Here is a 21,760-nt window from a genome sequence, read left to right as displayed (position 1 = left end):
TAGATATATCGAAGTGACTTAGATATATCTAAATCACCTCGTCAACTGATTATCCATTGAGAGGTATACCCTATGTTTCACCGTTTAGATTTACACCGTCGTCACGCTTGCCACCCTGACAGCGAAGAAGGGCAGGGTCATCATCGCCGTCGCGGCGGGCGTCATCACTTTGGCGGCGATCACGGCGAAGAGCATGGCCGGGGCGGGCGCGGGGGCCGTGGTGGCCGTCACCGCATGTTTGAACATGGCGACCTGCGGTTGGTGTTGCTGGCGCTGGTGGCACGTAAACCGAGCCACGGTTATGAATTGATCAAGGCCATTGATGAGGCGTCTTCCGGCCTGTATGTGCCAAGTCCAGGGGTGATTTATCCGACCCTGACGCTGCTGGAAGAGCAGGATTTCCTTGAGCCGATCACCAGCAGTAACGGCCGCAAAAGTTATCAGATCACCGAACTGGGCCAGAGTGAGCTGCAAAAGCACCAGGCCGCTGTCGACGTGATCCTGGCCCGTTTGGCGGGTGTCGGTCGCGGGCATCACCATCACGGCAATCTGGCTGAAGGCATCTCCGAAGCCATGAACCGCCTGCGCAGTTTGCTGCGTGGTAACGTGATGCGTGCGGATCTTTCACCGCAGCAGGTTGAAAACATTAATGCGGCGCTGCTGACCGCCGTGGCGGCGATTGAAGGCGAAATGAACATTGCCCCGCCCGCACAGGAGAATGAATGATGCCAGGCCACCGTTTTCGCATTACCGTTGAAGCCCTGAGCGATCGCAAAGGCGAACCGGTAGATAAAGCGCCACTGAGTTTTGAAGTAGAAAACCACGACGATATTCTTGGCATTGTTGAGCGCATCAAAGCGCGTGAAGATCTGAACTTTGGCGAGAACAACAGCGCGGCCTTTGCGGTTGGCCTGAAGCTGTTTTCCGAAGTGATGATCGAAAACCGCAAGCATCCGGTATTTGCACCGCTGCGTGAAGCGTTCAAGGAATTTATGATGGGATTGAAGAAAGGCCCGCAACAGTAGGGGCGCCGCATGCTGCGCCCATTAACCTTAAGGCATAAAGCGGTAACCGACGCCGGTCTCGGTCAGCAAGTGTTTCGGCCGGGCCGGGTCGGCCTCCAGTTTCTGTCGTAGATGCCCCATATATATCCGCAGATAATGGCTGTGCTCGACATAGTTCGGCCCCCAGACGTGGCTCAGTAGCTGACGCTGGGTGATCACCTTGCCGGAGTTGGCCAGCAGTTCGGCCAGCAGACGAAACTCTATTGGCGTCAGGTGCAAATCTTCACCCTGACGCAGTACCCGGCGGTTGATCAGATCGACGGTGATTTCGGAGAAGCTGACCAACGGGCTTTCTTGCAGGCTACCGGAATGACGGCGCAACGCGACCCGCACGCGCGCCAGCAGTTCGCCGATACCAAACGGCTTGCTGAGGTAGTCGTCTGCCCCGGCGTCGAGCGCGGCGATTTTGTCTTCCTCAGCGTTGCGAGCCGACAGCACGATCACGGGAATGGCGCTCCACTGCCGCAAATCGCGGATATAGTTCAGCCCGTCGCCGTCCGGCAACCCTAAATCGAGAATAATCAGATCCGGCTTGCGCGTGCCGGCTTCAATCAGCCCGCGTTGCAACGTTTCGCTTTCAAACACCCGCAGGCCTTCACTTTCCAGTGCGGTGCGGACGAAACGCCGGATCTCTTTCTCATCTTCGACAATCAGAATATTGGTTGGCGCGCTGCTCACAAGACTCCCGGCAATTATTTATAGATCAAAGAGTTCACTGTCTATTTCTGGCGGTTTCTCCAGCGGCAGCACAAAGTGGAAGCTGGCCCCGCCATTGGCCCCGTTTTCCGCCCAGATACGGCCACCGTGCACTTCAATAATGGCACGGCAAATCGCTAACCCCAAACCCACACCGGGGATTGCCGATTCTTTATTACCGCGGGAAAACTTATCGAAAATAAGCTGCATTTTTCCCTCGGGAATGCCCGGTCCATTGTCCCAGACCTCAACTTCCAGCCACTCTGGCAGCGTATGGGCACGAATACCGATAGTAGCATCGTAACCGGCATATTTATTGGCATTTTCCAACAGGTTAGTGAATACCCGTTCCAGCAGGCTGCCATCACAGTTGACCAATACCAGCTCCGGTGGCAGCTCCACTTTAATTTCATGCTGGGTCATCAACGGCTCCAGCATGTGCAGTGATGCGCCGACGATCTCTTCCAGCGACTGCCACTCTTTACGCAGGTTAAAGCCGCCGGATTGAATACGCGCCATATCCAGCAGGTTATTCACCAGCCGGGTAGTGCTCAGCACCTGCTGGCGGATCTGACTGGCCTGGGGCGCATGGTTGGAGCCTTCTGCTGCCAGATCGAGCGTCAGAATCTCTGCCTGACCGAACAGCACCGTCAGCGGGGTGCGTAAATCGTGGGACAGTGCTGCCAGTAACGAGTTGCGCAGTTGTTCGCGCTCGGCGTCCAGCTTGGCTTCCTCGGCGCTGCGCGCCAAATGCAGGCGTTCCAGTGCGCTGGCAATCAATACCGCGAAAGTCTGCAGTAGTCGCTGTTGCTCCGGCACCATCAGTTGACGCAGGTTGCTGGGCTCGATGGCCAACAGGCCGAAGGTTTGCTTCGACGTGGCTAACGGCAACAGCTGATAGGGCACGCCGGGCAGGGTGTCGGTACCGGCCCCGGCCGGCATGCCCTTGTCAAAGCTCCAGCGGGCAATCGCCTCATCCACCGACAGCAGTCCGCCGGTCTCCCCGACCATTTGCTGCAGTTTGCCGTCTTCCTGTGGCAGCAGCAGCACGGTTTTTGCCTGGAAGCTGCTGGAGAGGAAGTGGCGGCTGGTTTTGGCAATGTCTTCGGTGGTCAGCGCCTGGCTCAGCCCGCGGGAGATCTCATACAGATGGCGAGCCCGCTGCTCGCGATAACGCGCCACCCGCGCCTGATAACGCACGCCGGCAGTCAGGTTACCGATAGTGATGCCCACCGTCAGCATCACGCCGAAGGTCAGCAGATACTGCATATCGCTGACGGCAAACGACCATTCCGGCTGGACGAAAAACAGATCAAAGCTGGCGACGTTGATTACCGCTGCCAGTACCGATGGCCAGCGGCCAAAGAACAGCGCGACAATGGCAACGCCAAGCAAATAGACCATCACCAGGTTGGCCTGGTCGAAGCCCGGCAGCAGCCATTGAGAAAGCAGGGTGATCAGGGCGCACAGCGCGACGGCGACCGCGCAACCGCGCAGTTGGATACGCCACTTCTCGCTAAAGTTTCGGTTGTCATGCTCTTTGCCCTGCGGTGGCTGGCTGTCATTTTCCAGCGCGACGATCACCAGATCGAGATCGGGCCCCAGTCGACCGAGGCGATCGGCAAAACTGCCGCGCAGCTTCCAGCGTTGTTCGCTGCGGCGGCCAATGATGATTTTGCCCAGGTTGTGCTCGCGGGCGTAACGCAGCACCGCGCGTTCTTCATAGGGTTCGGACAGGGTGGCGGTCTCGGCACCCAACTCTTGCGCCAGCCGCAGCGCCCGCAGGATTGCCCGGCGCTGACTCTCCGGCAAACGGTGCAGCTTTGGTGTTTCTACATATACCGCGTGCCAGTGACAGCCCAGCCGGGCCGCCAGCCGGGCGGCGATGCGTACCAGCTTTTCGTTGCCGCTGTTGTGGCCAACGCACAGCAGGATACTGTCACGGGTGTGCCACACGCGCTCACGGCCCTGGGTATCGCGGAAGGCACGCATCTGGTCATCGACCCGGTCGGCGGTACGGCGCAGTGCCAGTTCGCGCAGGGCGATTAAATTGCCTTTGCGGAAAAAGTGCTCAATGGCGCGCTCGGCCTGGCCGGGGATATACACCTTGCCCTCATTCAGCCGCTGGCGCAGATCGTCCGGTGGCAGATCGACCAGCACCACTTCGGTGGCTTCATCGAATACGTGATCGGGAACCGTTTCACGCACCCGCACCCCGGTCACGCCGCCGACCACGTCGTTCAGGCTTTCCAGGTGCTGTACGTTGACGGTGGTCAGCACGTCGATGCCGGCGTCCAGCAGCTCTTCGACATCCTGCCAGCGCTTCGGATGGCGCGAACCATGGGCGTTACTGTGCGCCAGCTCATCCATCAGGATCAGTGCCGGGTGGCGTGCCAGCGCGGCGTCGAGATCAAATTCTTGCACCAGCCGACCGCGATACTGAATACGCTTTTGCGCCAATATATCCAGCCCGTTCAGCAGCGCGGCGGTTTCGCTGCGGCCATGGGTTTCCACCACGCCGACCAGCACGTTCAGCCCCTGGGCACGCAACCGCTGCGCCTCCTGCAGCATGGCGTAGGTTTTACCCACCCCAGCGCAGGCACCGAAGAATACCTTCAGGCGGCCGCGGGGTTTTTCATTGGCCAGCGCCAGCAGGCTGTCAGGGTCGGGGCGCTGTTGTTCCTCTTCCACCATCGGGGTTCCTTTTGCAGCAACGTAAAGCGGGTCCGGCACGCCGAACCCGAGAACTATTTTTTAGCAGCTCGCGAGGCACTATTTCAATGCGTCGAGTGCCAGATTCAATTTCAGCACGTTCACTACCGACTCACCCATAAAGTTGGGGGTGGCCTGATCGGTACTTTCATCAATCAGTTTGGCGACCTGCTCCGGTGCCAGTTGACGCGCCGCAGCCACCCGCGCCAGTTGATACTGTGCCGCCGCGGGGGAAATCTGCGGATCCAGGCCGCTGCCGGAAGCGGTCAGCAGATCGACCGGGATCGGGCCTTTCATCGCCGGATTAGCCTGACGCAGTTGCGCCGCACGCTCGGCAATGGCTTTGTCCAGTGCCGGGTTGGTGGCGGCCAGGTTGCTGCCGGCAGACGCCATGGCATTATAGGCCGAATCACCGGTGGCAGAAGGGCGGCCCCAGAAATACTCGAGTTTGGTGAAGTTTTGGCCGATTAACGCCGACCCCACCACTTTGTCGCCCTGGTACAGCAGCGAGCCGTTGGCCGCGCCGGAAAACAGCAGTTGCGACAGCCCGGTGGTCAACAGCGGATAGGCGATACCGGTAATCAACGTCAGCAGGATCAACATCACCAGCGAAGGTCGTAAATAAGACATTTTCATTTCCTCTTAATGATTAACCGGCGATATGCAAGGCGACCAGGATCAGGTCGATCAGCTTGATACCGACAAACGGCACCAGCAGACCGCCCACGCCATAAAGCCACAGGTTACGACGCAGCAGCGCAGCGGCGCTCATTGGCTTGTAGCTCACCCCTTTTAGCGCCAGCGGGATCAGGAACACGATCACCAGGGCGTTGAAAATAACCGCCGACATAATGGCGGAAGCGGGGGAATGCAGGTGCATCACGTTCAGCGCGTTCAACTGCGGATAGGTTGCCGCGAACGCCGCCGGGATAATGGCAAAATACTTCGCCACGTCGTTGGCGATACTGAAGGTGGTCAGTGAACCGCGGGTCATCAGCATTTGTTTACCGATGTGCACCACTTCAATCAGCTTGGTTGGGTTGGAATCCAGATCGACCATGTTGCCCGCCTCTTTGGCGGCCTGGGTACCCGAGTTCATCGCCACCGCTACGTCGGCCTGCGCCAATGCCGGGGCGTCGTTGGTGCCGTCGCCGGTCATCGCCACCAGGCGACCTTCCGCCTGATATTGACGGATCAACGCCAGCTTGGCTTCCGGCGTGGCTTCCGACAGGAAGTCATCGACCCCGGCTTCTGCTGCAATGGCGGCAGCGGTCAGCGGGTTATCACCGGTGATCATCACCGTTTTGATGCCCATCTTGCGCAGTTCGACAAAGCGCTCTTTGATGCCGCCTTTGACGATATCCTTCAGCGCCACCACCCCCAACACGCGTGGTCCTTCGGCTACCACCAGCGGCGTGCCGCCGGTACGTGCCACGCTGGCCACCAGGTCATCCACCGCCTGCGGGAAGTGACCCTGATTGGACTCCACGTGGCGACGAATGGCATCCACCGCCCCTTTGCGGATCATGCGGTCCTGCACGTTGACGCCGCTCATGCGGGTCTGGGCGGAGAAGGGCACGAAGGTGGCGTTCAGCGCCTGCAGGTCACGTTCACGCAGGTTAAAGCGCTGTTTGGCCAGAACCACGATGCTACGGCCTTCCGGCGTTTCATCCGCCAGGGAAGACAACTGTGCGGCGTCGGCCAGTTCCTGTTCTTTAACGCCCGGCGCAGGCAGAAACTCGGAGGCCTGACGGTTACCCAGCGTGATGGTGCCGGTTTTATCCAGCAGCAGCACGTCAACGTCACCGGCGGCCTCCACCGCACGGCCACTGGTGGCGATCACGTTGGCACCCAGCATCCGGCTCATCCCGGCCACGCCGATAGCGGACAGCAGACCACCTATGGTGGTGGGGATCAGACAGACCAGCAAGGCCACCAGCACGGTGATGCTGACCACCGACCCGCCATTGGCGGCGTCCACGCTGTACTGCGAGAACGGGAACAGTGTGGCGGTCGCCAGCACGAACACCAGGGTCAGCGCCACCAGCAGAATGGTCAGCGCCACCTCGTTCGGGGTTTTGCGACGTTTGGCGCCTTCCACCATGGCGATCATCCGATCAAGGAAGGTTTCGCCCGGGTTGACGCTGCACTGCACCACCAGCCAGTCGGACAGCACGCGGGTGCCGCCGGTGACGGATGAGAAGTCGCCGCCGGACTCACGGATCACCGGTGCCGATTCGCCGGTAATGGCGCTTTCATCCACCGAGGCACCGCCTTCTAGCACTTCGCCGTCACACGGAATGGTATCGCCGGCTTCCACCAGCACCACGTCACCCTTGCGTAGGCTCTCGGCGGAGACTTTCTCGGTAGCGCCATCGCGACGTGGCCCGGCCAGTTTCTTCGCCCAGCTGGTTTTCTTGGTGCCCCGCAGGCTTTCTGCCTGGGCTTTGCTACGCCCTTCGGCCAACGCTTCGGCAAAGTTGGCGAACAGCACGGTAAACCACAGCCACATGGCGATGCTGCCGGTAAAGGCGGCGCTGCCGTCGGTCTGTTTGGCCAGGATCGCCAGCCAGATGGCCGTGGTCAGAATGCTGCCGATATACACCACGAACATTACCGGGTTACGCCACTGGGTGCGTGGATCCAGTTTTTTCAGCGCATCGATCAGCGCGGTACGGACCAGCGCCGGTTCAAACAGGGCGCGTTGTTTGCGAGTCATCTTTTATTCTCTCTCTTTATTTCATTCCCTATGGATTTCGAGTTGCAGCTAGGCGGCCAGCTCGCTCATCCCCAGGCGCTTACTTGAGTAAGTAACTGGGGTGAGCGAGTGCAGGTAACAACGCTGCGGCTCGAAAGGCGACGGGAATGCGCCTGTTATTTGGTCAACCAAAGTTGCAAATGCTCGGCCACCGGTCCCAGCGCCAGCGCCGGTACGAAGGTCAATGCGCCCACCAGTAACACGGTGCCGACCAGCAGACCGATAAACAGCGGCCCGTAGGTTGGCAGAGTGCCGTTGCCCGCAGGCTGACGCTTCTTGGCGCACAGTGAGCCGGCAATCGCCAGCACCGGCAGGATCACCCCGAAACGGCCGACGAACATGGCGAATGCCAGCAGCAGGTTGTAGAACGGCGTGTTGACGCTCAGCCCACCAAAGGCGCTGCCGTTGTTATTGGCAGCGGAGGAAAGTGCATACAGCACTTCGCTGAAACCGTGAGCACCCGGATTCAGGATGCCGGCACGGCCCACGTCGGTGGAGATGGCCAATGCGCTCCCCAGCAGCACCAGGGTCGGTGTGACCAGGATCGCCAGCGCGGTCATTTTCATGTCATAAACGTCAATCTTTTTACCCAGGTATTCCGGCGTGCGGCCGATCATCAGCCCGGCGATAAACACCGTCAGCAGCACAAACAGCAGCATGCCGTACAGGCCGGAGCCGACACCGCCGAACACCACTTCACCAATCTGCATCAGCCACATCGGCACCATGCCGCCCAGCGCGGTGAAGGAATCATGCATCGCGTTGACTGCACCACAGGACGCGGCGGTGGTGACGACCGAGAACATGCTGGTGGCGAGAATGCCAAAGCGCGACTCCTTGCCTTCCATATTGATGTTGCTGGCACTGCCCAACTCGCTCAGATGCGGGTTACCTGCCAGTTCGGCGAACATCACTACCACCACGGCCACGATGAAGATCAGCGACATCGCCCAGATCAGCGCATGGCCCTGACGGTTTTCACCGGCCGCCTGACCGAAGGCAAAGCACAGCGCGCAGGGGATCAGGAAGATCGCCAACATTTGCACAAAGTTGGTCAGCACGGTCGGGTTTTCGAACGGGTGTGCCGAGTTGACGCCGAAGAAGCCGCCGCCGTTGGTACCGAGCATCTTGATCGCTTCCTGCGAGGCCACCGGCCCCATCGGCAGCGTCTGCTGCGCGCCTTCCAGCGTACTGATATGCAGGTAAGGCAGGAAGTTTTGCAGCGTGCCCTGGCTGACGAAGAACAGCGCGATCAGCAGTGAGATCGGCAACAGCACGTACAGCGTTATGCGGAACATGTCGATCCAGGCGTTACCGATGGTGGCGCTGGACCGGCGGGTGAAGGCGCGGATCAACGCAAAGGCCACGGCGATGCCGGTAGCCGCAGACAGGAAGTTCTGCACGGCCAGCCCGGCCATCTGGCTGAGGTAGCTGAGGGTGCTCTCACCGCTGTAGGCCTGCCAGTTGGTATTGGTGACAAAGCTGACGGCGGTATTGAACGCCAGATCCCAGGACAGGCCAGGGAAACCCTGTGGGTTAAGCGGCAGTGAGCCCTGCGCCATCAGCAGTGCAAACAGCAGCACCAGGCCCAGCAGGTTGAACCACAGGATCGCCAGTGCGTACTGCCACCAGTTCATCTCGGTGGTGGTCGTGCCGGCACAACGCCAGACGGCGGCCTCTACCCGACGCAGAGCGGGCAAGGGTTCACCTTCGATCAGGCGCGCCAGGAAACTGCCTAACGGCCGGGCCAGCAGCAAAAGCACCAGCATGAAGCTGGCAATCAATAAAAAGGCTGAAGCTGCCATCAGAAATCCTCCGCGTTGAACAGGGCATAAACCAGATAGCCCAACAGCAGCAGGACCAACAGCGCACCACCAATAACGCTGATACTCACAGGACACCTCCAGAGGTGTAGTTTTTGATAAAGCGAGTGTAGGGAGGGCGGTAGAAAGAAGATGAAAAAATAGCGTCGGTCAGTGTAAAAAAAGTATAAAAATGGCTGAAATTACAGCGAAAAATGGCTTTTCATCGAGGGTTTTGTGGGGGGGGGGCGTTTGGCTCAGTGCTTTGCCTTCCCTGGCAGGATGGTTGGTGTAAGCAAGCGGTCAATATCCATAATGTAACCAATGGTTAGTTAATTATTAACCTTGGTGTAACAAAATTACGTGATGACGTATTTATTTGCGATTTTTTGACCAATTTAGTGGTCGGATGAGTAGTAAACTTTCATCAGTTGCGCTAAAATTTTGCTCAGTTACCAAATCATCCCGTTTTAATGGTTTACGCCAGTGCTGTTTCCAAGACAAATCGACGGCCGGGCGTTTTTAAGGAGGTTCGCATGTCTATCTACCCAGCTTATTCATTGCATCGGATTCTCCTGCGTCGCAGCGCAGTGATCCTGGCAGGTGTGTTGGCTTTACCGGTAATGCTGTTCCGCAGCGACCGCGCCCGTTTTTACAGCTATTTGCACCGTGTCTGGTCAAAAACCAGCGATAAACCGGTCTGGCTGCAACAGGCGGAACTGGCGGCCTGCGATTTTTACTGATCGCCCCCGCTTTCCCCTGAAACCCTCGCTGCTCAGCGAGGGTTTTTTTATGGGCGCTATTCGGCCATCGTGCTGGTAACGTTCGTCTCCTGACGCAAATTCCTCTACACTTTTAACATCATCCAACACTGTGGGAGCCCATCAATGAGTGACAAAATTCCTGTCGGGATTAGCGCCTGCCTGCTGGGCGAGACGGTGCGTTTTGACGGGGGCCACAAACGGCTGGCCTTCGCGGTGGAACAACTGGCACCCTACGTGCAGTTTGAGGCGATTTGCCCGGAAATGGCGATCGGTCTGTCAACCCCGCGTCCGGCGCTGAGGTTGATCAAAAAACCACATCATGTGGCGCTGCGCTACAGCAACGACGACAGCATCGATGTGACCGACAAGATGCAGCAGTTTTCCACCCAGCGAATTGCCGCTTTGCAGCACCTGTGCGGCTACATTGTTTGTGCCAATTCGCCAAGCTGCGGGATGGAGCGGGTGCGGCTGTATGATGAAAACGGCGAGGGCGCACGTAAAAGTGGCGTCGGTCTGTTCACCGCCGAGTTGCTACGCCAAATGCCCTGGCTGCCGGTGGAAGAGGACGGACGGCTGAATGACGCAACGCTGCGGGAAAACTTTGTCGAGCGAGTTTACGCGCTGTATGAACTGAACATGCTGTGGCGCAAGGGGCTGACCCGAGGCGGGCTGATCGCCTTCCACAGCCGCTATAAGCTGTCGCTGTTGGCGCATTCGCAGCCGGAATACCGTGAGTTGGGCCGTTTTGTAGCGGACGTGGATAAATGGACCTCGCTGGAGGCGTTCGCGATCGAATACCGCAGCCGCCTGATGAAACTGCTGGCACACAAGGCGACGCGTCGCAACCACACCAACGTGCTGATGCACGTGCAGGGGTATTTCCGCAATCACCTGAGTTCGGCGCAGCGCCAGGAACTGGCACAGTTGATCGACCGTTATCGGCAGGGCGTGCAGCCGCTGCTGGCACCGATCACGCTGCTCAAACATTACATGGCCGAATACCCCGATCGCTATCTGGCCGATCAACGCTATTTCGAACCCTATCCCGAGGCGTTGCGCCTGCGTTATGGCCACTAATTGACAAGGAGTTTTATGACCACGCATCTGGTCTGGTTGCGTAACGATCTGCGTATGACCGACAACAAAGCGCTGCATGCCGCCTGCAGCGATCCCGACGCCCGCGTGCTGGCGGTATTTATTGCCACCCCGCAACAATGGCGGCAGCACGAGATGGCGCCGCGTCAGGCCGAATTTATCCATGCCAATTTGCTGCAAGTGCAGCAGGCCCTTGCCGAACGGGGCATTCCGCTTAGCTACCACCAGTGTGATGATTTTGCCGCCTCGGTTGACTGGCTGACGGCGTATTGCGCGCAGGAGCGGGTGGATACGCTGTTTTACAATCGCCAGTACGAAATCAACGAACGCCAACGCGACCAACGGTTGGAACAGCGCTTGTCCGGGAAGGTGATTTACCAGAGCTTTGATGACAGCCTGCTGTTGCCCCCGGGCAGTGTGAAAACCGGTGGCGGCGAAATGTACAAAATCTATACGCCGTTCCGTAAAGCCTTTATCCAGCGCCTGACCGAATCCGACCTTCGATCCTTACCGGCACCCAAACCCCGGGCGAGCGGTGCATTGTCGGTAGCTACCGTCCCTGCGGGATTTGATTATCCGCCAGCCGAACCCTCGGGGGATTTTCCCGCCGGGGAAGAAGCGGCGCTGCAGCGGCTGCGTACCTTTTGCCGTGAACAGGTGCAGGATTACCTTGAACAGCGGGATCGCCCTGCCATTGCCGGTACCAGCAGCCTGTCGCCCTATCTGGCTATAGGGGCGTTGTCGCCACGACAGTGCTTCAACCGCCTGCGCGCTGAATGTCCGCAACTGCTGGAAAATCACGACAGCGGTGCCTTTGGCTGGCTGAATGAGCTGATTTGGCGCGAGTTTTATCGGCATCTGATGGTGGCCTATCCCGCGTTATGCAAGCACCGTCCCTTTATCGATTGGACGGATAGGGTACGCTGGCAAGATAATCAGGAACTGTTGCTGGCCTGGCAGCAGGGCGTTACCGGCTATCCGATTGTCGATGCAGCCATGCGCCAGCTGAATACCACCGGCTGGATGCACAACCGGTTACGCATGATCAGCGCCAGTTTTCTGGTGAAAGACCTGCTGATCGACTGGCGTGCCGGTGAACGCTATTTCATGTCCCAACTGTTGGACGGCGATCTGGCGGCCAATAACGGCGGTTGGCAGTGGGCGGCCTCAACCGGCACCGACGCCGCGCCGTATTTCCGCATCTTTAACCCGACTACTCAGGGCGAACGTTTTGATCCGCAAGGCACTTTTATCCGTAAATGGTTGCCCGAGCTGGCGGATGTACCGGACAATGCTATCCATCAACCCCATCGCTGGGCGGAACAACAGCAGCGCGTGCTGGATTATCCGCTGCCGATTGTCGACCACAAGCAGGCACGGCTGGAGACACTGGCCGCCTTTGAAGCGGCGAAGCGCGGGGAATATTAAGGCAACAGCAAGGAGCGAAATAATGATGAAAAAGGTGCTGGCCCTGTGCCTGAGTGGCTATTCAGCCCTGGCGCTAGCCGGCTTCGACGTGGTGGCGCTGGGCGTGGACGGTGGCGTCAGCGACGGCAATCTGACCTCCTACCTGATCCGCAACGACAGCCAGCCGCAGTATCTGGCGCTGGATGCCGGTTCACTGCTGCCGGGTATCGCCAAAGGGTTGGAGAAGGGCAGTTTCCCACAGGTGACACCTGAGTTGGCCGCGCCTTATACCCCGCAGGGCTACATATTTCGCCAGTTGATCGGTGCTTACTTTATCAGCCACGGCCATCTGGACCACGTGGCAGGGCTGATTATTGGCGCGCCGGAAGACACCAAAAAGAATATCTATGCCCAGGCCGATACCATTCTGACCCTGCGCAATCATTACTTTAACTGGAAGGCCTGGCCCAACTTTACCGACTCCGGCAATGGTTCACGCTTGGGGACCTACCGGCTGCAAACGGTACGGCCGCAGCAACGCGTGACCCTGGGCGTCACTGGCCTGAGTGGCGTGATGTATCCGCTCAGTCATGACCGTTACCCTTCCTCAATGCTGTTGGTGTCCGATCGCAGCGGATCTTTCGCCTATTTCGGCGACACCGGGGCGGATGCCCTCGAGCAATCACGTAATCTGGATAGCGCCTGGCGCGTGCTGGGGCCGCTTATCGAACAGAAAAAACTGAAAGGGATGATTATCGAAACCTCCTATCCCAATGAGGTGGAAGATAAAAACCTATATGGCCACCTGACGCCGGCGTGGCTGTTGAAGGAGTTGAAAAATCTGACCCAGTACAGCGGGGGTGACGGCTCGCTGAAAGATTTCCCGGTGGTGATCAGCCATATCAAACCCAGCCTGAAGCAAGGGGAAGACGTGCGTGCGACCATCAAGCAGCAGTTGGATCAGGGTAACAACCTGGGCGTAAAATTTATCCTGATGGAACAGGGCGACCGGCAGACATTTTGAATTGAAGAGAGAACTCTATGCGTAACCTCGATCTGGAACAGTTGATCAATAACGAGCTGAACACCGCGGCTTTTCAGGATTACGGTCCGAATGGCCTGCAGGTGGAAGGGCGGCCGCATGTACAGCGTATCGTCACCGGCGTGACCGCCTGCCAGGCACTGCTGGATGCAGCCGTGGAGCACCAGGCGGACGCCATCGTGGTGCATCACGGTTATTTCTGGAAAAACGAAGCGCCCTCGGTGCGTGGCATGAAGCGTAACCGACTGAAAACGCTGCTGAGCAATGACATCAACCTGTACGCTTATCATCTGCCGCTGGACGCGCATCCGGTGTTGGGTAACAACGCACAGTTGGCGCATCTGCTGGGCATCCGGGTGATTGGCGAAGTGGAGCCGTTGGTGCCGCATGGCGAATTCGAGCAACCGCTGACCGGCGTTGAACTGCAACAACGTATCGAGAGCCGCCTGGGTCGTGCCGTGTTGCACTGCGGCGATAACGCCCCGGCGCATATCCGCCGTGTGGCCTGGTGCACCGGCGGTGGTCAGGGCTTTATCGACAGCGCCGCACGCTTTGGCGTAGATGCCTTCATCAGCGGTGAGGTCTCTGAGCAAACTATTCACAGCGCGCGGGAGATGGGCATTCACTTCTTCGCCGCGGGCCACCATGCCACCGAGCGCGGTGGCGTCAAGGCGCTCGGTGAATGGTTAGCCCACCATCATGGCTTTGATGTGACCTTTATCGATATCCCCAATCCCGCCTGATTTTTCTCCCCAGGATCCAGCCCGGTTTTTACCGTGGCTGAATCCTTTTAATAGCCTAATCCCTTATTTTATCAAAGGTTGTTCTATTGACAGCCAGCGCGCTGTCACGCATAACAGATGGGTTTTGAAAATAATAAAAGATGACGGGGATAAGGGGAAAAGGGTGCAACTAGCACGATGTTACTTATTAGGTGAAAGAGCGGTAGTGCTTGAACTGTCGCCCCCGGTGACGCTGCCAAGTCAGCAGCGGATCTGGGCGCTGGCCGAAAAACTGAATCATCATCCCGATGTACGTGAAGTGGTACCGGGCATGAACAATCTTACTTTGCTGCTGAACACGCCGCAGGCCGACGCGCAAGCGATGCTGGCGCTGTTGCAACAGGGGTGGGACAGCAAGGAAAGTCTGATACTGGAATCGCGTCAGGTGGATATTCCGGTGATCTATGGCGGTCAGGATGGCCCCGACCTGGATGAAGTGGCACGTCATACCGGTATGACGCCGCAGCAGGTGGTGGAATGCCACTCCTCAGCGGCTTATGTGGTCTATTTTCTCGGCTTTCAGCCCGGTTTTTCTTATATGGGCGGCATGCCGGAAAAGTTGGCGACGCCGCGCCGCGCCGAACCGCGCCTGTCCGTGGCGGCAGGCTCCGTTGGCATAGGTGGCAGCCAAACCGGGATTTATCCGTTGATCACCCCCGGTGGCTGGCAGTTGATTGGCCGTACTCCGCTGGCACTGTTTAATCCCTATGAAATGCCGCCAACCTTGCTGCGCCCCGGCGATAGCGTGCGGTTTGTGCCGCAGAAGGAGGGGGTATGCTGAAGATCTTGCGTGCGGGCATTTACACCACGGTGCAGGATTTGGGCCGTAACGGTTTCCGTCGTCTGGGCGTTAGCCAGGGCGGGGCGCTCGACGAACCTGCGCTGAGGATCGCCAACCTGCTGGTGGGCAATGCTGCCAATGCTGCCGGGCTGGAAATCACCCTTGGGCAATTTAGCGCTGAATTTACTCAGCCGGGTTGGATCGCTCTGACCGGGGCCGGTTGCGATGCGCAATTGGACGGTAAACCGCTGTGGACTGGCTGGCGTTATCCGGTTAATTCGGGCCAACAGCTGATACTGAAAACGCCAAAACGCGGTATGCGCACCTATCTGGCGATCGGCGGGGGCATCGCGGTACCGGAAATGCTCGGTTCGCGCAGCACCGATAACAAAGCCGCCTTTGGCGGGCTGGAAGGGCGCAATCTGCGGGATGGCGATAGCCTGCCGCTGGGGCAAGGCCATTCATTGCCATTGCAGAGCACCGGGGTGAAGCAGCCGCTGTTCAACAACCGCATCCGGGCGTTGCCGGGGCCGGAATATGATGAGTTCAGCGAAGAGGCGAAAGAGGCTTTCTGGCGCACCGCCTGGCAACTGAGCCCACAAAGTAACCGCATGGGTTATCGTCTGCACGGCAGCCATGCGCTGAGCCGCACCACTGACCGCGAAATGCTGTCGCACGGCCTGTTACCGGGGGTGGTGCAGGTACCGCACAACGGCCAGCCAATCGTGCTGATGGCGGATGCGCAGACGACCGGTGGTTACCCGCGTATTGCCTGCGTGATCGAAGCCGATCTTTACCATCTGGCACAGATCCGTCTGGGTGAGGCCATCCACTTTGTTCCCTGTACTTTGGCCGAGGCACAACGCGCCAGGGTCGAACAGGAGCACTTTATTCAACAGATTGCCTGGGGGTTAAATGATCGTTGATTTGAACGCCGATCTCGGCGAGGGCTGCGCTAACGATCAGGCGCTGCTGCAACTGGTCAGCTCGGCCAATATCGCCTGCGGTTTTCACGCCGGTGATGCGCAAACCATGCGTCAATCGGTGCGTTGGGCGCTGGAATACGGTGTAGCCATTGGCGCGCACCCGAGTTTCCCCGATCGCGAGAATTTTGGCCGTACCCGTATGCAGCTGCCAGCGGAAACGGTCTATGCGCAGGTGGTGTATCAGCTTGGCGCGTTGGCGGCGATCGCCCGTGCTGAAGGCGGAGTGATGGTTCATGTCAAACCGCACGGTATGTTGTACAACCAGGCGGCGGTAGAACCGGAACTGGCGGAAGCCATCGCCCGGGCGGTTAAAGCGGTCGATCCGACCTTGCGGCTGGTGGGGCTGGCGGGCAGTGAGCTGATCCGTGCCGGTGAAAAACAGGGGCTGGTGACGCGGCAAGAAGTGTTCGCCGATCGCGGTTACCAGGCCAACGGCACATTAGTACCTCGTGATCAGCCAGGGGCACTGATTACCAGCGATGAACTGGCGCTGGCACAAACGCTGGAAATGGTACGCCACCATCGGGTTCGCACTCTGGACGGCACCTGGGCCGCCGTTCAGGCCGAAACCGTCTGCCTGCATGGCGACGGTGAACACGCGCTGGAATATGCGCGCACGCTGCGCGAACGTTTTGCCCTGGAAGGCATCAGCGTCAGCGCAGAATAAAAATAATTAAATACGTACAACGCAAACACACAACACAAACTATTAGAAATTACCGAGGGAATACTATGGAACAGGCCGTTAACTTATGGCCACTGATTGGTATAGCTGCCATCGTGGTTGGATTTGTTTTACGCTTTAACCCAGTGCTGGTAGTGATTGCCGCCGGCATTATCACCGGGCTGGCGGCACTGATGCCGCTGGATGTGATCCTGGAAAAACTGGGCGAAGGCTTCCTCAATACCCGTAACCTGCCGCTGATCCTGTTGCTGCCATTGGCGGTGATCGGCCTGCTGGAACGTCACGGGTTGAAAGAACGTGCACAGGCGTGGATCGCCAAGATCAAAAGCGCCACCGCCGGACGTTTGCTGATCGTCTATCTGTTTGTGCGTGAAATTACCGCCGCCATGGGGCTGACCAGCCTGGGCGGTCACCCGCAAATGGTGCGCCCACTGCTGGCACCGATGGCAGAAGGGGCGGCGGAAAACCGTTACGGCGAGCTGCCGGAGCGTACGCGTCACCGTCTGCGTGCCATGTCTGCCGCTACGGATAACGTTGGCTTGTTCTTTGGTGAAGATATCTTTGTCGCCTTCGGCGCAATCATCTTCATGCACAACTTTATGCTGGAATCCGGCGGCATCCAGACCGAGCCGTTGCATATCGCCTTATGGGGCATTCCTACCGCCATCTTTGCCTTCCTGATCCATGCGTTCCGGCTTTACCGGATGGATAAACAGCTCAGCGCTGAACTGTCGCAGCTCAACCAGGCGGCGCTGCAGGCCAAAGGAGATGCCCAATGACTTTCCAACAACAATATCTCTACTGGCTGGCCGGCGTGGTACTGCTGATCGTGGCGGTGATGTCATTCCGCGATCGTGCCAACCCGCGCCGCGTCACCACTGGCCTGTTCTGGGCACTGTACGGCCTGGTGTTCCTGGTCGGCGACTGGACCTATAGCCTGTTGGGCGACGTGCTGGGTGAGGGCAGCAACGAGAAACGCATGCTGCACATCATTGTCGGCGTGGTGGTGGTGATCATGGCGTTGATCGCCGGTTTTGGCGGTGTGCGTTTGGGCAGCTATCACCAACGTACCCCGCAGCAGCGCGAAGAGAGCGCCAAACGTCTGGGCAACCGGCTGTTTATCCCGGCGCTGGCAATCCCGGTGGTGACGGTGGTGGGCGTGCTGCTGTTCAATAATATTCCGGCGCTGCAAACTGCGGTCTTCGGCAGCGGCAACCATGCCACCTTGATAACCCTGTTCTCGATGACCGCCGGTTGTTTGCTTGGCCTGGTTATCGCAGTAAAAATGACCCATGAAAAAGCGTTGCAGCCGATCCAGGAAGCGCGTCGCCTGCTGGATTCCATCGGCTGGGCGTTTATTTTGCCGCAAATCCTCGCGACGCTGGGCCTGCTGTTTACCACTGCCGGCGTCGGCACAGCAATTTCTCATCTGACCCAGGAGTATCTGGCCGTCGATAACCGCTTTATCGCAGTGGCGGTTTATGCCATCGGTATGGCGCTGTTGACCATGATTATGGGTAATGCCTTTGCTGCGTTCCCTATTGTTACCGCCGGTATCGGCATCCCGATCCTGGTGCTGCAGCACGGCGGTAACCCGGCAGTGATGGCGGCTATCGGCATGTTTTCCGGCTATTGCGGCACGCTGATGACGCCAATGGCTGCTAACTTTAATATTGTACCGGCGGCGTTGCTGGAACTGCCGGACAAGAATGCGGTGATCAAGGCACAGATCCCGACCGGGGTGCTGTTACTGTTGGTTAACGTATTCCTGCTTTATTTCCTGATGTTCCTGTAAGGAGAACGCATGCAAAAGGTATTGATCACGGGTTTTGAGCCCTTTGGCGGCGAACGCGTTAATCCTTCATGGGAAGTGGTCAAGCAACTCAATGATATGGAGTTGGCCGGTGCGCGCATCATTGCGCGCCAACTGCCCTGTGTGTTTGGCGAAGCGCTGGAAGCACTGAATGCGGCGATTGACGAAGTGCAGCCGGTGATGGTGTTGGCTATCGGCCAGGCCGGCGGACGTACCGACATCACCCTCGAACGGGTAGCGATCAACGTCGATGATGCACGTATCCCCGATAATCAGGGGCAACAACCGATCGACGAACCTATTGTTGAAAATGGACCTGCAGCCTATTTCAGCACACTGCCGATCAAGGCGATGGTGGGCTCGATGCGTGAAGCGGGTATCCCTGCCTCGGTATCGCAAACGGCCGGCACCTACGTTTGTAATCATGTGATGTACGGCCTGTTACACCGTTTAAACGACCAGCAGGCAATCAAGGGCGGGTTTATTCATATCCCTTATCTGCCGGAACAGGCTGCCGCTCACCCGGGCGCACCAAGCATGGCGGCGACCACGGTGTTGTTTGCATTGGAACTGGCGATTTCCATTGCGCTACAGGTTGAACACGATCTGAAGGTCGTCGGCGGTGCGACGCATTAACCGCAGTTATCCCCCGGTGCACTTTGCTGCACCGGGGTCCACTCAGGAGTTTTCATATGCCGGAAGGACCGGAAATTCGCCGGGCGGCGGATGCACTGGCGGCGGCGGTGATCGACCAGCCACTGACCGAAGTCGGTTTTGCCTTTCCCCAGCTTAAACACTACCGCGACCGGTTAATCGGTGAGCGTATTATCGCTATTGAGCCGCGGGGTAAGGCACTATTGACCCACTTTTCCAACGGGCTGACGCTGTATAGCCATAACCAATTGTATGGCGTGTGGAAGGTGGTGAAAGCGGGGGATAAGCCGGAAACCAAGCGGGACCTGCGCGTGCGGCTGGAAACGGCGGAGCGGGCGATTTTGCTGTACAGCGCCTCGGAGATTACCGTCGGGCCGCGTGAAGAAATTGAACAGCACCCATTTTTACAGCGTATCGGTCCCGACGTGCTGGATATGACGCTGACGGTGGCGGAGGTAGAACAGCGGTTGTTGTCACCGGCGTTTCGTCGTCGGCAACTGGGTGGCATGTTGCTCGATCAGGCGTTTCTTGCCGGGCTGGGCAATTATCTGCGGGCTGAAATTCTCTGGCAGGCTGAACTGGCACCTCAACATAAGCCACAGGATCTGGAACCTGATGTTTTACAACGACTGGCGGAGGCGCTGCTGGCGGTGCCTCGTTTGTCTTACCAGACGCGCGGGCAGGTGGATGAAAACCGCCACCACGGCGCGTTGTTCAGTTTTAAGGTGTTTCATCGCAGTGGTGAACCCTGTGAGCGTTGCGGTACGATGATCGAGCGTACGACGCTGTCTTCACGACCCTTTTATTGGTGCCCGGGTTGTCAGAAATAACAAAAAAAACGCCGTCCACGGGGACGGCGTTTTGCTGCTTTATGTAGGGTAAAGCGGCGTTATTGGTTTTTCAGTTGGGACTTGAAGTCACGCTCGGCATAGCCGGTGTACAACTGACGCGGACGGGCAATCTTGATGCCTTCGTCATGCATTTCGTTCCAGTGCGCAATCCAGCCGATGGTACGGGCGATGGCAAAGATAACGGTGAACATGGAAGAAGGGATCCCCATCGCCTTCAGGATGATGCCTGAGTAGAAGTCGACGTTCGGGTACAGTTTTTTCTCGATGAAGTACGGGTCGTTCAGCGCGATGTGTTCCAGCTCCATCGCCACTTCCAACAGGTTGTCATCTTTCTTGTTCAGTTCTTTCAGCACTTCGTGACAGGTTTCACGCATCACGGTGGCGCGTGGGTCATAGTTCTTGTACACGCGGTGGCCGAAGCCCATCAGACGGAACGAGTCGTTCTTGTCTTTGGCGCGCTTGATGAACTCAGGGATGTGCTCAACGGTCTTGATCTCTTCCAGCATCTTCAGTGCGGCCTCGTTGGCGCCGCCGTGTGCCGGGCCCCACAGGGAAGCGATACCGGCAGCGATACAGGCAAACGGGTTAGCGCCTGAAGAGCCTGCGGTACGCACGGTGGAAGTGGAAGCATTTTGCTCGTGGTCTGCGTGCAGGATCAGGATGCGATCCATTGCGCGTTCCAGCACCGGGTTCACCACGTATTCTTCACACGGGGTGGCGAACATCATATGCAGGAAGTTACCGGCGTAGGACAGGTCGTTACGCGGATAAACGAACGGCTGACCCAGCGAATATTTGTAACACATGGCCGCCACGGTAGGCATTTTGGACAGCAGGCGGAACGCGGTGATCTCGCGGTGACGCTCGTTGTTGACGTCCAATGCATCGTGGTAGAACGCCGCCAGGGCGCCGGTCACGCCGCACAGTACGGCCATTGGGTGTGAGTCACGACGGAAGCCACGGAACAGATGAGTGATCTGGTCGTGGATCATGGTGTGACGGGTCACGGTAGTTTTGAAGGTTTCAAACTCTTCTGCGGTTGGGGTCTCGCCGTACAGCAGGATGTAGCACACTTCCAGATAGGAAGACTCTTTAGCCAACTGTTCGATCGGGAAGCCGCGGTGCAGCAGTACGCCTTTGTCACCGTCAATGAAGGTGATTTTGGATTCGCAGGAAGCGGTAGAGGTAAAGCCGGGATCAAACGTGAAATAACCTTTGGAGCCCAGGGCGCGGACATCAAGGACATCGGGGCCCAGTGTCGGGGTCAATATGCCCAGTTCGATTGGAGCTTCACCATCATTAATGGTTAGCGTCGCTTTCTTATCAGTCATTTACAGTCTCCTTTGCGCCTTATTTTAAAAACCTCTAACAACTGAAATACCTTAATTCTCCTCAGGTTGCCCGCAAAAAATGGAGCGGACGCTAACTCTGTGAGCGACTGCGCAAATGCGCGGGTAGGGTACAGAGTGCTAACCAGGCGAACGAGGCGGGTGACCAGTTGTTAACGATTCATCGGAATTCGTTATGTTCTGTTAATCTTACCTACGACGTGTTCGGGGGTGGTTGAACCTATCCCAATAGGTTGTTTTATATGCCTTATCTGTGCTTATCTGCGGCAACGTGCTGCAAATGTGACCGGCAAAAACCGCCATTGGGATAGGCTCTTTCAAATACACTGTTGCATATCTTGAACATCGGGGGAAGTGTATCTGCTGACCTATAGCGCATCATAGGGCCGTTTGTGCCCCTATATGTAATGGAATTGTTGATCTCTTGTCAAATCAGATAATTAATTTTGTGCCAATTGTGAAATCCGTGATCTAAATCACTGTTCGGGGGAAATGTTACCAAAGGGATTGTATGGGAAT

General features: G+C 57.8%; 21 protein-coding genes. 14 read left to right on the top strand and 7 right to left on the bottom strand.

Going from position 1 to position 21,760, the window contains the following annotated elements; all coding sequences use genetic code 11:
- Positions 1–72: 72 nt before the first annotated feature.
- Complete coding sequence (locus tag OC597_RS19900) at positions 73–726, top strand: PadR family transcriptional regulator (RefSeq protein WP_261251793.1); 654 nt, start codon at positions 73–75, stop codon at positions 724–726.
- Complete coding sequence (locus OC597_RS19895) at positions 726–1,025, top strand: DUF3861 domain-containing protein (RefSeq protein WP_099065235.1); 300 nt, start codon at positions 726–728, stop codon at positions 1,023–1,025. Before OC597_RS19900 ends, OC597_RS19895 begins: the two co-directional genes overlap by 1 nt.
- 27 nt (positions 1,026–1,052) lie before the next feature.
- Here OC597_RS19895 and kdpE read toward each other — a convergent pair whose 3' ends face one another.
- The 6 genes from kdpE to OC597_RS19865 form a co-directional block, all read right to left on the bottom strand.
- The gene (gene kdpE, locus OC597_RS19890) at positions 1,053–1,742 is read right to left on the bottom strand and encodes a two-component system response regulator KdpE (RefSeq protein ID WP_261251794.1); all 690 of its coding nucleotides are present in this window, start codon (positions 1,740–1,742) and stop codon (positions 1,053–1,055) included.
- An 18-nt stretch (positions 1,743–1,760) separates the two neighbouring features.
- The gene (kdpD, locus tag OC597_RS19885) at positions 1,761–4,454 is read right to left on the bottom strand and encodes a two-component system sensor histidine kinase KdpD (RefSeq protein WP_261251795.1); all 2,694 of its coding nucleotides are present in this window, start codon (positions 4,452–4,454) and stop codon (positions 1,761–1,763) included.
- Positions 4,455–4,532: 78 nt separating this feature from the next.
- Positions 4,533–5,102, bottom strand: a complete 570-nt coding sequence (gene kdpC, locus OC597_RS19880; RefSeq protein WP_262210156.1) for a potassium-transporting ATPase subunit KdpC — start codon at positions 5,100–5,102, stop codon at positions 4,533–4,535.
- A 19-nt stretch (positions 5,103–5,121) separates the two neighbouring features.
- Complete coding sequence (gene kdpB / locus OC597_RS19875) at positions 5,122–7,191, bottom strand: potassium-transporting ATPase subunit KdpB (RefSeq protein WP_099065116.1); 2,070 nt, start codon at positions 7,189–7,191, stop codon at positions 5,122–5,124.
- A gap of 155 nt (positions 7,192–7,346) precedes the next feature.
- Positions 7,347–9,035, bottom strand: coding sequence for a potassium-transporting ATPase subunit KdpA (kdpA, locus tag OC597_RS19870; protein WP_262210153.1), 1,689 nt, complete (start codon positions 9,033–9,035; stop codon positions 7,347–7,349).
- The gene (locus OC597_RS19865) at positions 9,035–9,124 is read right to left on the bottom strand and encodes a K(+)-transporting ATPase subunit F (RefSeq protein WP_004949718.1); all 90 of its coding nucleotides are present in this window, start codon (positions 9,122–9,124) and stop codon (positions 9,035–9,037) included. Before OC597_RS19865 ends, kdpA begins: the two co-directional genes overlap by 1 nt.
- A 444-nt stretch (positions 9,125–9,568) precedes the next feature.
- Here OC597_RS19865 and OC597_RS19860 point away from each other — a divergent pair, with 444 nt between their 5' ends.
- The 12 genes from OC597_RS19860 to nei all read left to right on the top strand — a co-directional run bounded on the left by OC597_RS19860 (position 9,569) and on the right by nei (position 19,871).
- Positions 9,569–9,775: a YbfA family protein gene (locus OC597_RS19860; RefSeq protein WP_012005686.1), complete on the top strand. Its 207-nt coding sequence runs from the start codon at positions 9,569–9,571 to the stop codon at positions 9,773–9,775.
- Between the two features lie 144 nt (positions 9,776–9,919).
- Positions 9,920–10,873 (top strand): YbgA family protein, encoded by a 954-nt coding sequence (locus tag OC597_RS19855; protein WP_262210151.1) that lies wholly within the window; start codon positions 9,920–9,922, stop codon positions 10,871–10,873.
- A gap of 15 nt (positions 10,874–10,888) precedes the next feature.
- The gene (phrB, locus tag OC597_RS19850; RefSeq protein ID WP_262210150.1) at positions 10,889–12,319 is read left to right on the top strand and encodes a deoxyribodipyrimidine photo-lyase; all 1,431 of its coding nucleotides are present in this window, start codon (positions 10,889–10,891) and stop codon (positions 12,317–12,319) included.
- Between the two features lie 22 nt (positions 12,320–12,341).
- Positions 12,342–13,322, top strand: a complete 981-nt coding sequence (locus OC597_RS19845; RefSeq protein WP_219015601.1) for an MBL fold metallo-hydrolase — start codon at positions 12,342–12,344, stop codon at positions 13,320–13,322.
- Positions 13,323–13,339: 17 nt separating this feature from the next.
- Entirely contained in the window at positions 13,340–14,083 is a 744-nt protein-coding gene (locus OC597_RS19840) for a type 2 GTP cyclohydrolase I (protein WP_207976112.1), read from the top strand.
- Between the two features lie 163 nt (positions 14,084–14,246).
- A complete protein-coding gene (pxpB, locus tag OC597_RS19835) occupies positions 14,247–14,903 on the top strand; it encodes a 5-oxoprolinase subunit PxpB (protein WP_262210146.1) in 657 nt (218 codons plus the stop codon).
- On the top strand, positions 14,897–15,829 hold the full coding sequence (pxpC, locus tag OC597_RS19830; protein ID WP_262210144.1) for a 5-oxoprolinase subunit PxpC: 933 nt from the start codon (positions 14,897–14,899) through the stop codon (positions 15,827–15,829). Before pxpB ends, pxpC begins: the two co-directional genes overlap by 7 nt.
- The gene (gene pxpA, locus OC597_RS19825) at positions 15,819–16,556 is read left to right on the top strand and encodes a 5-oxoprolinase subunit PxpA (RefSeq protein ID WP_262210143.1); all 738 of its coding nucleotides are present in this window, start codon (positions 15,819–15,821) and stop codon (positions 16,554–16,556) included. The genes pxpC and pxpA overlap by 11 nt, the downstream gene beginning before the upstream one ends.
- A gap of 65 nt (positions 16,557–16,621) precedes the next feature.
- The gene (locus tag OC597_RS19820) at positions 16,622–17,353 is read left to right on the top strand and encodes a DUF969 domain-containing protein (RefSeq protein WP_099065129.1); all 732 of its coding nucleotides are present in this window, start codon (positions 16,622–16,624) and stop codon (positions 17,351–17,353) included.
- Positions 17,350–18,369 (top strand): DUF979 domain-containing protein, encoded by a 1,020-nt coding sequence (locus OC597_RS19815; protein ID WP_099065130.1) that lies wholly within the window; start codon positions 17,350–17,352, stop codon positions 18,367–18,369. The genes OC597_RS19820 and OC597_RS19815 overlap by 4 nt, the downstream gene beginning before the upstream one ends.
- Before the next feature lie 9 nt (positions 18,370–18,378).
- On the top strand, positions 18,379–19,023 hold the full coding sequence (gene pcp / locus OC597_RS19810; RefSeq protein ID WP_262210141.1) for a pyroglutamyl-peptidase I: 645 nt from the start codon (positions 18,379–18,381) through the stop codon (positions 19,021–19,023).
- 56 nt (positions 19,024–19,079) lie between these two features.
- Complete coding sequence (nei, locus tag OC597_RS19805; protein ID WP_262210139.1) at positions 19,080–19,871, top strand: endonuclease VIII; 792 nt, start codon at positions 19,080–19,082, stop codon at positions 19,869–19,871.
- A gap of 59 nt (positions 19,872–19,930) precedes the next feature.
- Here nei and OC597_RS19800 read toward each other — a convergent pair whose 3' ends face one another.
- Positions 19,931–21,223, bottom strand: coding sequence for a citrate synthase (locus tag OC597_RS19800; RefSeq protein ID WP_262210138.1), 1,293 nt, complete (start codon positions 21,221–21,223; stop codon positions 19,931–19,933).
- Between the last annotated feature and the right edge of the window lie 537 nt (positions 21,224–21,760).

It is taken from the genome of Serratia proteamaculans (assembly GCF_946227095.1).
GTDB classification, from domain to species: domain Bacteria; phylum Pseudomonadota; class Gammaproteobacteria; order Enterobacterales; family Enterobacteriaceae; genus Serratia; species Serratia proteamaculans_E.
Note: the sequence above shows the minus strand (reverse complement) of the source record. Positions and strands in the feature narration are given on the sequence as shown.